Annotated in this window: 10 protein-coding genes, 2 pseudogenes and 1 riboswitch; of the genes and pseudogenes, 9 read left to right on the top strand and 3 right to left on the bottom strand. The window is 67.9% G+C overall.

Annotated features, from left to right (window positions below; genetic code table 11):
• Positions 1 to 504 precede the first annotated feature (504 nt).
• Positions 505 to 1,005: an ATP-binding protein gene (locus ABTZ94_RS32465; protein ID WP_351206207.1), complete on the bottom strand. Its 501-nt coding sequence runs from the start codon at positions 1,003 to 1,005 to the stop codon at positions 505 to 507.
• A gap of 1,309 nt (positions 1,006 to 2,314) precedes the next feature.
• Between ABTZ94_RS32465 and ABTZ94_RS32460 the strand changes: the two genes are divergently transcribed.
• The 9 genes and pseudogenes from ABTZ94_RS32460 to thiD all read left to right on the top strand — a co-directional run bounded on the left by ABTZ94_RS32460 (position 2,315) and on the right by thiD (position 10,159).
• On the top strand, positions 2,315 to 2,443 hold the full coding sequence (locus tag ABTZ94_RS32460) for a hypothetical protein (protein ID WP_351206205.1): 129 nt from the start codon (positions 2,315 to 2,317) through the stop codon (positions 2,441 to 2,443).
• A 335-nt stretch (positions 2,444 to 2,778) separates the two neighbouring features.
• Positions 2,779 to 3,417: pseudogene (locus tag ABTZ94_RS32455) on the top strand (hypothetical protein); the annotation flags it as partial.
• A gap of 78 nt (positions 3,418 to 3,495) precedes the next feature.
• A complete protein-coding gene (locus ABTZ94_RS32450) occupies positions 3,496 to 3,828 on the top strand; it encodes a hypothetical protein (RefSeq protein ID WP_351206211.1) in 333 nt (110 codons plus the stop codon).
• Positions 3,829 to 3,950: 122 nt separating this feature from the next.
• A complete protein-coding gene (locus ABTZ94_RS32445; RefSeq protein ID WP_351206209.1) occupies positions 3,951 to 5,345 on the top strand; it encodes a DNA primase family protein in 1,395 nt (464 codons plus the stop codon).
• A gap of 129 nt (positions 5,346 to 5,474) precedes the next feature.
• Entirely contained in the window at positions 5,475 to 7,091 is a 1,617-nt protein-coding gene (locus ABTZ94_RS32440) for a phosphodiester glycosidase family protein (protein ID WP_351206203.1), read from the top strand.
• Between the two features lie 55 nt (positions 7,092 to 7,146).
• Positions 7,147 to 8,175, top strand: a complete 1,029-nt coding sequence (locus tag ABTZ94_RS32435; RefSeq protein WP_351206201.1) for an alpha/beta hydrolase — start codon at positions 7,147 to 7,149, stop codon at positions 8,173 to 8,175.
• A gap of 149 nt (positions 8,176 to 8,324) precedes the next feature.
• A complete protein-coding gene (locus ABTZ94_RS32430) occupies positions 8,325 to 8,585 on the top strand; it encodes a hypothetical protein (protein ID WP_351206199.1) in 261 nt (86 codons plus the stop codon).
• A 379-nt stretch (positions 8,586 to 8,964) separates the two neighbouring features.
• Positions 8,965 to 9,059: riboswitch (TPP riboswitch) on the top strand.
• Positions 9,051 to 9,269: pseudogene (locus ABTZ94_RS32425) on the top strand (cytosine permease); the annotation flags it as partial. (Overlaps the previous riboswitch by 9 nt.)
• 92 nt (positions 9,270 to 9,361) lie before the next feature.
• Positions 9,362 to 10,159: a bifunctional hydroxymethylpyrimidine kinase/phosphomethylpyrimidine kinase gene (thiD, locus tag ABTZ94_RS32420; RefSeq protein WP_351206197.1), complete on the top strand. Its 798-nt coding sequence runs from the start codon at positions 9,362 to 9,364 to the stop codon at positions 10,157 to 10,159.
• A gap of 113 nt (positions 10,160 to 10,272) precedes the next feature.
• Here the strand turns inward: thiD and ABTZ94_RS32415 are convergent, their stop codons facing one another.
• Positions 10,273 to 10,731 (bottom strand): CBS domain-containing protein, encoded by a 459-nt coding sequence (locus tag ABTZ94_RS32415; protein ID WP_351206195.1) that lies wholly within the window; start codon positions 10,729 to 10,731, stop codon positions 10,273 to 10,275.
• A 213-nt stretch (positions 10,732 to 10,944) separates the two neighbouring features.
• Positions 10,945 to 11,343: hypothetical protein (locus ABTZ94_RS32410; RefSeq protein WP_351206193.1), on the bottom strand; the 399-nt coding region annotated here is incomplete at its 5' end.

Below are 11,343 nucleotides of genomic sequence, written 5' to 3'. Positions count from 1 at the left end.
GTTCCACGCGCAGGCCGGCGCCGTTGGGAATCGGGGCGGCTCGGGGGATGCAGCGGGTGAGGTCTCATGGCGCACAGTCCCGATTCGCAGACGTGGGCCCGGGTGAACTCACTGCGAGTGATTGCCTGGGCTCGCTCGTGTGCCGATTGACCGTCCTGTATGCAGCCTCGCTGCGTCATCTGCCGCGGGGCGGCAGCGCAGGGCTCACGCGCGTCATACCGGGACGACGAGGTGAGTGCGAAGTGCGGGGCCCGGCGAACTCGGTCCCGGCCGGGGCGTGACCAGCCCGCAAGTTCGTCCTCCAGACCCCATCCCCCGTCACCGCAAGGGCCTCGGCCACCATGACAAGATCGCCCCCCGGCTGGTCACCGAAGCCGGAGGCGCCCGGAGCTGCTGGCGCAGGGCAGGTTCTGGTGAAAGAGGAGCTTCCGATGGCTCCCCTCCGGCCGTCAGCCAGGGGCTCGGCGGTCTGCGTCCCGGTCGCGGAACGCAATCCGGCGGACTTCACCCGGTCAGTGAGATCCGTGCCCAGAACGTGCGGCCGCCGTCGGTCTCCAGCCGCGTTCCCAGTGCCTGGGCGGACTGCGCGACCACCATCAGACCTCGACCATATTCGTTGGCGTTGCCGACGCGATGCGGGTGTGGGACGAACGATGTTCCGCCCTCGTCCTGGACTTCCACGAGAAGCCAGTCGCTGTCCTTTCGCAGGCGGCAGGCGATCGAGATGCTGTTCGTGTGGACGATGGCGTTGGTCATCAGCTCAGAGATCACGAGTAATGCCGCACATTGGGCACCATCATTTGATATGTCCTCGGAATCCATCCACAGCCGGGCCAGATGGCGACAGACCGGCACCGCTCGCGACAGTGCCGGCACGCGGAACGAGACGGGTTGTCTCGTAGGCCGGTCGTCGGCCCGGGCCCGGGCCGACGCCGTTTTTGGCCATTGTTCAATCTCATGGGGGGACAGTGCGATCTGTGCCCCCGACCAAGCAGTCGGCAGCATTGTTCTTCCTCTCATCCTGGGCCTTGCTCAGGTGGCGGGGAGGCAGATTGCGCTTCCGGACGGGACGCGGCACAAGCCGCCGGCTGCGAATTTCCTGCCGCAGCGATGTACACCGGCCGGGGCAGCCATGCAGGGAGCCCAGTGGGCGGTTCGGTGGTAGGAAGCGGGGGTACCTGCCACCGGCACGGCCGTACAGGGGGTGAGCCGGGCCGTGCGCAGTCCCGCATCCACGGTGGTCTTGATCCCGGCCCGGATCGGCTGCGGTCCCCGTGGCGGTGCTCGGACCGACGCCGTTGAGGTTGCTTGTGCTGCCCCGGGCGGCAGCAAGCGAGACGAGCGGTGAGTTCGCCAAGAGGATGGGGACCGTGCCCCTGAATCCGCAGGAGGCGGTCACGGTCACACGGACAGTGCCGGTGTCAGGGGGCGATACGGCCCTCCCGGCGGGATCGGCATCGGGGACGCCAGTCACCGAACGGTGCCTGGGCGATGGTGGCCGTCGGCCCTGAAGGTGATTCGGTGCTGTGGTGGGCAGCAGCAGGCTCTGTGCTCCGGCAACGCCCCCGCATCGTGCGCGACGGTGACCGGGTTGGCTGAGAACCCCTGGGAGTGACAAGGTATCCCCGCCGATTGGCGTTTCGCCGCGCCGGCCGGAGCGGTCTCACCGCAGAACTCGTGAGCACTGGGCCGGGCGTTGGACGTCGGAACAATCGTCAGGGAAGCTCGCATGGTGCCCCCAAAAAGAGGTCACATGGGCCGCCGCACCAGTCGGCACCGGATGCCGGCACCGACTGGCGGATCCAAACCCCTCCCACGGGGGTGCCCATTGCGGCAGACCCACTCGGCAGATCCCCAGACCTTCACTTCACCTGGATAGCTACAAGAGAAATGAGCAGCCGCTCCCCCGGAGAGGGTGGGCGGCCCACCGGTTTGGATAGTGATAGTTATCCTCCGGGGTTGCATATGACAGCAACAAAGCTGGCAGGGTATCACTCGAATGGCGTATTCATAGCAATATGCTCCCCCCCGCACCGAACCGCTCGAGCGCTCCCTGTGCGTGGCTGTTTTCAATCGTCCGACCGGAGTGGTTCATGGGCGTGGGTGGCCCCGCGATGCCGTGGAATCGGTGCCCCGCGGGCAACGGTTCGGCTGGCGAATCGCTTTTTCTGATTGCCTTTCATGGTGCTCTGAAGCAGTCGTACTTGGCGTGATTTTTTCGGCGTGGCCGTGTGGGCGAATTTGTTGGACGGTAGCACCGTATGGCAGAGCCATAAGCTGTTACAGCATCGCGCCCCTCTCGCTCTGTGGGGCTGTGCGCTTCGACATCGGCACCGGCATCCATGAATCGGTTGAAAACCACACGGTCACGGGCCAGATCGCCCTCGGCATTGTGAATCGCGCATCCAAGGGTGGTGTGAAACAGGCCTGCTGCCTGCCGTGAGCAGGGCGTGTTGCTCAGTCGACCGCTCACCCCGGCCAACGCTTCGTCTTGATCGTTTGACCCTGAGTTGCGGAATAGTGCAGCCTCGGTGCTGCAAATGAAGTCGTATGCCGGGGAGGGGTTCGTCCATGAAGTTGACGCCAGAGCGACAGGCTTCTCGCAGTGGCTTCGTGTCGGGCGAGTGAGATCCAGCCATGCCCACCAGCCGCGTCTGTATAACAAACCAACCGCTTCCGTTGCTCATCCCGAAGTGTCCACCCGGATCTCGATAGAGCGCATTCACGGGAAAGTGGGACTCCTTCCACGGATAAGGTGATCAGGCTTGGTTCTTGCAGATGAGTCAGGGGAGGAATCTTTGTCGTCACCGCATCGATTCAGCCAAAAGGTCCCGCGTTGGATATTGCTCCGTGCGACCGGATGAACGTGAGGCGGCCGGCAGGAGCTGGGCAGGCCTCGTGCGGGCCCCAGGCGTTCCGTTCTATCTGTGGTCCACCTATTTGGAATTTGAGTCGCTTCAGTCGCTGAAAGGGGTACGTATGATTCCTGAGCTGCGCCTATGTAACAGCAACTCAGGCCGGACCGTAGCGTCCCGACCGGCAACTCCGTTGCCTGACGCCCTGTCGGTCGCACTGTGGTGCGCCCGGCGGAGCCGGCCAGTGCATCCACTGGCTGTCCGCCGCAAGACACCACCGGCCAAGTGCCACGATTGCCGAAACCTTCTGGAAGCGCTGCGGAGAGCGGAAGAGCCGGCCCGGGACGTGCCGATACGGCGGGTGCGTACTCCGTTCGGAGGCCTGCACATCTGGTACGCCGCAGGGCCGGGGCACACCTGGCGGTGTTCGGCAGGCTGGAGTTCGGGCCGGGCGCCGGCCTGGCAAGGGGCGTTACGCCCCCATGGCGGCTGCATCGTCGCGCCCGGGACAAAGGCAGCGGCCGCAGCGTACGGGGCTCTCGAGCCGGTACGCCGTCCGGCGCCACTGCCGGACCGGCTGACCGTGGAACTCGCCCGGACCAGCCACCGTCCGGTGCAGCCTGCCCAGCGGGACCTCGCCATGCCTGTGCCACAGCGTGCCCGGCAGGCCGTCCTGGCAACAGGTGGCGGCTCCAGCCTCGCGGAAGCGACTCCGGCCGCCGCCCTGACCCCGGTCTTCGACCGCGCCGCCGTGGCAGAAGGGGCAAGCTTCAGTGACAAGCTCAACCGAGCCTCCTGCACCGTGGGCGGTCTGGTCGCCACAGGCCATCTGATGGCGCAGGACACGGAAGCGGCCCTCCTGGCAGTTGCGGTTCATGTGCGCCAGGGACACGAACACCGAACCCTGCGCATCATCCGGTCCGGGATGCTTGCGGGCAGCCGTCGTCCCCTTGAGCTGGGAGACCGTAGGTGAATCACGCACCGAGCGACGACGACGTGCCGTTCGACCCCCAAAAGGTCGCGCAAGAGATTCTGCTCGGCTCCCCAGCGAACACCGTCCCGCCGCAGGCCACCAAAAAAGCTGCGCCGACGGCGATGCGGGCAACCGAGCGCGGCCTGTTGCCCGACACCCTCAGTGATCGTGGCAACGCCAAGCTGTTCGTCGCCCTGTACAGGCGGGACTTCAGGCATGTGCCGGGCCTGGGCTGGTACCGGTGGTCGGGCTATCGCTGGGAGATCGACGAGGACGACACCGTACTGTGGGCAGCCGGTGAGATGGCCGAGAGGCTGGCAGAGACCGACCCGCATGGGCGCCACGGCGGGGCGGAGCTGCGCCGAAACCGCCGGCGGGCTCTGGCGACGTCCGGAATGATGGCCATGCTGATGCAGGCCAAGGCCGCGCCGGGGATGGCTCTCAACGCTTCGCTGCTGAACGCGGACCCCTATGCACTGTGCACGCCGGACGGGGTGGTCGACCTCCACACCGGTCTGGTTGCCGCGCCGGACCCGGAGAGGCACTGTCACTCGCGTGCCACGAGCGTGGGAGCCCGGCTGATGCGAACACCGCGTTGGCGGCAATTCCTCACTGACACGTTCGGCGACGACGCCGACGGCCATCAGATGATCGACTTCTTGCACGAGCTGCTGGGCTACTCGATCACCGGGGATGTCGGCGCGCAGATCGTGCCGTTCCTGTACGGACAGGGGAAGAACGGCAAGAGCGTTCTTCTGGAAGTCATCGTCAAACTTCTTGGTGACTACGCGGATTCCGCGCCGCCCGGTTTCCTGATGGGCAGGCCCCCCGGACGGCACCCCACCGATCTTGCCGAGCTGCATGGCCGGCGCATCATCGTCTGCTCTGAACTGAGGTCCGGCGACCGCTTCGATGAGTCCCGCGTCAAGTTACTTACCGGCGGAGACCGGATCAAGGCCCGCAGGATGCGGCAGGACTTCTTCAGTTTCGCCCCCACCCACAAACTGTGGCTGCTCGGCAATCACCGTCCCGAAGTCGGCACCGGCGGCTACGCGTTCTGGCGCCGGCTGAGGCTGATCCCCTTCGAGCGGGTTGTCGCGGACGACCGGAAGGTTGACAACCTCGCCGACGTCCTGGTCACCGAAGAAGGGCCCGGCATCCTGCACTGGCTCGTCACCGGAGCGCGTCGCTATCTGAACGGCCCTCGCGATCTTGTCGGCCCCCCGCCGGTACGCACCGCCACCAACGCTTACGCGGAGATCGAAGACCACACGGGCCGGTTCCTGGGCGAGTGCTGCACTGTGAACCCCGCCATGCGTGCGGAACAGGCTCAGCTCTACAGCAGCTACAGGAACTGGTGCCGGCTCAAGGGCGCCATCCCGATCTCCTCACGGGCGTTCGCCACCCGGGTACGGGAGCTCGTCGGCATCGCCACACCCAAAGACATGACCCTGTCCAACCAGCGCAAGTTCTACCCCGGTATCGGGCTGAACCCTGAATTGGGAGAGAAAGCATGAGCGTCCTCATCAGCCCGGTCGGCTCACCCACGAGAACGCCCGGCCGGCCGGAATTTGACGTGTACACGTCTTGACTGGTGCTCCCTGCCGCACGCACCGTTGCTGGGCCGATCTTTCCAAGGGGGGTACGTGAAAAGCAAGTTGCTCGGCGCCTGTACGGTCCTGGCCCTCTTCGCCGTGGTGGGTGCCTTGCCGGCTCCTGCCTCCTCCGAGCCGCGGCCGGGGCCGATGCGTGCCCTGCCGCTGGGCGCTGTCGACTTGACCGAGACCCGCAGCACGCGGACGTTGCAGCCTGGTGTCACCCTCACGCGGATCGTGCGCGGTGCCGACGCCCCGTCGCTTGCGTGGACGGTCGAGGTTTCCATACCCGGCGGTGCCACCTCGCCGGACCCCGACGCGCCGCCGACGGCGCTGAAGGACCGGGCGAGCGCCGACGAGCTGGCTGCCGAATTGCAGGCGGACGGCTTCGGCGCCCGGGTCGAGGAGGTCACGACTCCGGCGGTCGCCGACTACGCCGGTGGAACGCTGGGGTGGCGGGTACGGGTCGGGCAGTTCGACTCGCAGTCCGCCGTGACGGCCGAGCGCACCCGGCTGAGAGGGGCCGGGTACGCCGGGTCCGCCGTTTACGCCGGCTGGGACGGGGACCCCGCGGACCATGGCCCGTGGCGGATCGATGTGCTCACCATCGACCCGGACCGGTTCCGCGGCAGGCTCAAGGCGTCGTACGGTCCCGATCTGGAGAACCGCGAGAAGACCAGCGAGCTGGCGGCCGCGGCCGGCGCGACCGCCGCAGTCAACGCCGGGTTCTTCGTCCTCGCCCCGAGCGCCGGAGCACCGGGCGATCCGGCCGGCGTCGGCGTCTACGACGGCCGGCTGCTGAGCGAGCCGGTGAACGGGCGCCCCGGCCTGGTGATACGCGACTCCGGCCGGCACAGCGAGGTCGCCCGGCTCACCTGGAAAGGACGGGTCGTCGGCCGGGACGCGTCGCAACCCCTGGACGGTGTCGACCGCGTACCGGGCTTGATCAGGAACTGCGGCGGAACGGCCGACGACACTCCGACCTCGCTGCCCCTGCACGACGTGACCTGCACCGATCACGACGAACTCGTCGCCTTCACGCCTGACTACGGACGGCGGACGCCGCAGGGCGACGGCCTTGAGGCCGTACTGGACAGCCGCGGGCGAGTCCTCGAACTGCGCTCACCGCGCGGCGGACCGCTGCCGGCCGACGGCAGTTCCGTGCAGGCGACCGGCACCCGCGTCGCCGAACTGGCAGCCCTGGCGCAGGTCGGCCGGCCCCTGCACATCGAGGGGACGTTGCGGGACAGCAGCGGCCGCAGGGTCTCCCCGTCACCGATGACCAGCATCCTCAACGGTGGTCCCGAACTGGTCCGCGACGGACGGCTGCACGTCACGCCTGCCACCGACGGGATGGTGCAGCCCGGCAACGCGAGCTTCTACTACGGCTGGATGCACAAGCGCAACCCACGCACGCTGGCCGGGGTGGATGCCGCAGGCAGGACCGTGCTCGTCACCGCCGACGGACGCAGCACGGAAGCGCTCGGGCTGAGCATCCCCGAGAGCGCTGCCGTCGCCCAAGCACTCGGCCTGCGCGACGCGGTCAATCTTGACGGCGGCGGGTCGACCACCATGGTGGCCGACGGAGAAGTGATCAACGAACCGTCCGACGCGACCGGCGAACGCCCCGTCGGGGACGCACTGCTGATCCTGCCCGGCCGGGGCTGACCCAGCCCGGTCCGAGAAAGCCCGAGCCAGCGACCACCGACCGCCCGGAGCCGCCATGACCGCCATCCCGATCCGCCGAGCCCGCCTCCTGCTCGTCCTTGCCGCGCTGCTGCTCGCCCTGGCGTCGACCCCGTCGGCGCTCGCCACCGCGTCGACAGTGTCAGCTGCCGGGGAGGCGGGCGGGTCCGGCTCCTCGTCCCAGGGTGCCGAGGTCGTCGCGGTCACCCAGGTCGCCGACCGGCAGGTCGACTTGTCGGTCCGTTCACCGGCCCTCGGCGGCCGGACGGTGAACGTACGTCTGCTCACGCCCGATGGCTGGGACCCGGGCGACCGGAGCCGGCACTGGCCGACCCTCTGGCTGCTGCACGGCTGCTGCGGGGACTACACGTCGTGGACCAGTCGGACCGACGTCGCGCGGACCGACAGCCTGCGCGACGTCCTCGTGGTCATGCCGGAGGCCGGCTGGAACGGCTGGTACAGCGACTGGTGGAACTACGGCCAGGGCAGTGACCCGGCATGGGAGACCTTCCACACCAAGGAGCTGCGCCTGCTTCTTGAGCACGACTGGGGGGCGAGCAGCAACCGCGTCGTGGCGGGACTGTCGATGGGTGGCCAGGGAGCCCTGCTGTATGCCGCCCGGCACCCCGGGATGTTCAGGGCAGCCGCGGCTTACTCCGGCTCTGTGCACCCGCTGCTCAACGACGAGTCGGTGAACCGCATCATGGGGTTCTTCGCTGGTCAGGGCAACGACCCGCTGAGAGTCTGGGGGGATCCGGTTGCGCAACGTGATGTCTGGGTGGCCCACGACCCGTTCCACCTGGCCAAACGCCTCAAGTCGACCCCCGTCTACCTGTCGTGCGGTGACGGCACCACCGGCCCTTTGGACCAGCCGGGCAGCACGAGCGCGCTCGAGGCGGACTTCAACAGGCAGAACCAGGCCCTTGCGAGAGAGCTCGAACGCAGGGGTGCGAAGCACGTGACCACCCACTTCTACGGACCGGGGACGCACGGCTGGGCGTACTGGCAGCGTGAGTTGCACTCCTCGCTACCGATGCTGCTCCAGGCCCTGCGGGCCGACGGCTGAACGGCCATGTGCCACCGTCGTCGTGCGCCGGGCGGGGGAGATCGTCACCTCGTCCGCATGTTGTGCCAGTTCCACTACCGGCTCGGTCTCCGGGTGTCCCTCCTGCGAAACCCGCCCGTCGCCTCGCATCCGCTGGCAAGATTCGGTCCATGACCGACAGCACCCCCGGCCAGAAGGCCCGCGAGCTGCTTTCCCAGGCATCCCAGCACCCGGTTGCCAGTCCTCAGCGCGACGCGCTGGTGGCCGAAGCCGCCGTGTGGGCACAGCTGGAGCACGCAGCCGCCATGGACCATCACACGGCCGCGGCGGTCGATGTCGAGTCCACCCTGGCCTCCCTCGCCGACCCCGTGCAGAAACTCGGCAGCGAGATCGGCAACCTGACCCAGCAGATCAACCTGAGCCGGAAGTGAGCGAGTACGAGGAGGGAGGGCATCGCGGTGGTCACGTGCTGCGATGACGGTGAGGTGTCGGGGCAGGCCGCGCGGCGGGCTCCCCCTCGAAACCGCTGAACGCCGACTCGCGGAAGGCTCCGTCCTCGCGTTGTGCACCGACAGCCTCCTGGCAAGCACCGGACCGGGATGTCGAGGCCGGGCTCGGCCGGCTGCCCCGCACGCAGGCTGTCCCCGGTTGCCCGGCTCGCCTCCTTTCGGGTTGCCCGCCACGACCGCGACGGCAAGACCATCTGGGCCGAGGAACCCCTTGTTCCTGGCGGAGATCCTGTCGGAGATTCTTTCGGAGTGCCGGTCCCGGCGATGTGAGAGCCAGAGCGATCGGGTTAGTCTGGCCGCCGTACCGGACACGGGGTGCCCCATCCGAGGGCTGAGATCACACCCGTCGCACCTGAACCAGTTCGTACTGGCGGAGGGATGTCTTCCATGCCTTTGACGCATGTTTCCGGCGGGCTGCCCGCCGACGGCCGGCTGCCCGTCTTCGACGGACGGATACCGACGGCCGCCGACGACCTCCATGTCGAAGCGCACGGTAGGGAGCCGGTCCCCGAGAGCAACCGCAAAGGCGGTCCCGGGCGCCTGTTCACCGTATGGGTCGCTCCCGATCCGACCATGACCGGCGTGCTCACCGGCACCGTCGGCGCGATCAGTGCCGCTGCCTGCGGCCTCGAGGACCCCCGAGCGGCGGCCCGCGCATACGCCCGGGCAGGGAGCCGCAACCAAGAGGAGAGCCACGCATGACCGCGCCGCCCCGCGTGCTGACGATCGCCGGATCCGACTCCGGCGGAGGAGCCGGAATCCAGGCCGACCTGAAGACCATGCTGGCGCTCGGCGCCCACGGAATGAGCGTGCTCACGGCTGTCACGGCACAGAACTCCCTGGGCGTGCAGGGCGCATGGGAACTCCCCGTGGAGGCGGTGCGCGCGCAGTACCGCAGTGTCGTCGACGACATCGGTGTCCAGGCGGTCAAGACGGGGATGCTCTCCTCGCCCGAGCTGGTCACGGTGGTCGCCGAGCTGTTGTCGGACGTGGCGGCCCCGGTCGTCGTGGACCCGGTGAGCGTGTCCAAGCACGGAGACAAGCTGCTGGCCGACGACGCGCTGGATGCCGTACGGACCGCGCTGCTGCCGGTCGCGACGGTGGTCACGCCGAATCTCGACGAGGTCGCGCAGCTCACCGGCATCGCGGTGGCGGACGAAGCAGATATGCGCCGCGCCGCCGCGCGGCTGCTCACGTACGGACCGCGCTGGGTAGTGGTGAAGGGCGGCCACCTGCCGGGCGAGGCGGTGGACCTGCTGACGGACGGCGAGGAGGAGCACTGGCTGCGCGCCCCGCGGATCGACAACCGCCACACCCACGGCACGGGCTGCACGCTCGCCTCGGCCATCGCGGTGGGCCTGGCGCAAGGCCGCCCGGCTCTGGATGCCGTACGCCAGGCCAAGGACTACGTCACCGCGGCGATCGCGGCGGGGTTCGCTCTGGGGGCCGGCACCGGGCCGGTGGACCACGGCCGGCGGAACCAAGCGCGCCCCTGACGCAAGTGGATGCGTCCCGCGCCGCCAGGCCGCCACGTGGTCTCGCCGGGCGGTGATCGGCTCGCTTCGGCGCCTTGCCAGTGGACCGCGGCGACCGGGTTCGACGAGACGCCTCAGTCTGCGGACCGACCGGACGTCCCAGCACTCGCGTATACGCGGCTCGCGAATTCGGCGATCTGTTCGTCGCTCAGATTCTTCGCGAGATTGGCCTCCGTGATCATGCCGACCAGACGGTGGCCGCTCTGGACGTCGATCACAGGCAACCGCTTGATCTGGTGTTCCTCCATGGTCGTCAGGACATCGGTGGCGTCCGCTTCGGCATCGATCCAGTGCACCTTGGCATTGAGTGATCCGGCCTGCACGGTTGCCGGGTCGATGCCATCGGCGCAGCACTTGACGACGATGTCACGGTCGGTGATCAAGCCGGTGAGCCTGTTGTCGTCGCCGCAGATGGGCAGGCAACCGACGTTCAGATCGCGCATCATCTTCGCCACGTCGAACAGCGACTGGTGCGCACCGACGCACTGCACGCCGCCGGACATGATGTCTCGTGCTCGCAGTTTCTCAGTCATGATTTCCTCCCGTTCTCGACGCCGTTGTGTCCTTTGCCATCGATCACAACACGAATGGCTCAACACCGCTCCCCGGAAGCGTCAGCAAGGCAGGGAACCCAGACCTGCCGCGATCGCGTACGGATCCGGGCGCTCGTATAATTCGTCCCGTGTCATCGCGTGACTTTCGGCCCGCCGACCCTACGACGCCGTCAACGTGCGGAGTGATGACTGCTACGGCTCCAGGTGACTGAATCCCACCTCGAAGCGCTCGACCGAGACAACCCGTTGGCCTTCCCTCCGTGCGACTTCCTCGCGGAGCCGGGTTGTCCTTTCCTCGCTGGCCTGCATGGTCTGCTCGTCATCCCACAAGGTCAGCGATTTGGCCTTCCCAGAGGCTCGGTCGACGAGGTAGTACACGCCCCGGAAGCCGGGAACCTCCTGGACCTGCTTGAGAGTCGCATCCCAGTTCGCCGTCAGGTCTCCCTGCGCAGGAACCGGTGATCCCTCATACGTGCTCAGCCTCGCGAACATCGCTGCCACCCCTTCCTGGCCGGCTGCCGTTCGGGGGACAGGCAGCCTCAGGATCAGGGTGCTCCGGCATGCGGCATGCCGCATGCCGGAGCAGCCGTT

It is taken from the genome of Streptomyces sp. NPDC002785 (assembly GCF_040295565.1).
Classification (GTDB): domain Bacteria; phylum Actinomycetota; class Actinomycetes; order Streptomycetales; family Streptomycetaceae; genus Streptomyces.
This window is presented reverse-complemented; position numbering and strand designations above follow the sequence as displayed.

Excerpts from the sequence above, each read along its gene's own strand:
- ABTZ94_RS32430 (WP_351206199.1), top strand. The coding sequence starts at position 8,325 with ATGACCGACAGCACCCCCGGCCAGAAGGCCCGCGAGCTGCTTTCCCAG.
- ABTZ94_RS32450 (WP_351206211.1), top strand. The coding sequence starts at position 3,496 with ATGCCTGTGCCACAGCGTGCCCGGCAGGCCGTCCTGGCAACAGGTGGC.
- ABTZ94_RS32435 (WP_351206201.1), top strand. The coding sequence starts at position 7,147 with ATGACCGCCATCCCGATCCGCCGAGCCCGCCTCCTGCTCGTCCTTGCC.
- ABTZ94_RS32415 (WP_351206195.1), bottom strand. The coding sequence starts at position 10,731 with ATGACTGAGAAACTGCGAGCACGAGACATCATGTCCGGCGGCGTGCAG.
- ABTZ94_RS32465 (WP_351206207.1), bottom strand. The coding sequence starts at position 1,005 with ATGCTGCCGACTGCTTGGTCGGGGGCACAGATCGCACTGTCCCCCCAT.
- thiD (WP_351206197.1), top strand. The coding sequence starts at position 9,362 with ATGACCGCGCCGCCCCGCGTGCTGACGATCGCCGGATCCGACTCCGGC.
- ABTZ94_RS32445 (WP_351206209.1), top strand. The coding sequence starts at position 3,951 with ATGCGGGCAACCGAGCGCGGCCTGTTGCCCGACACCCTCAGTGATCGT.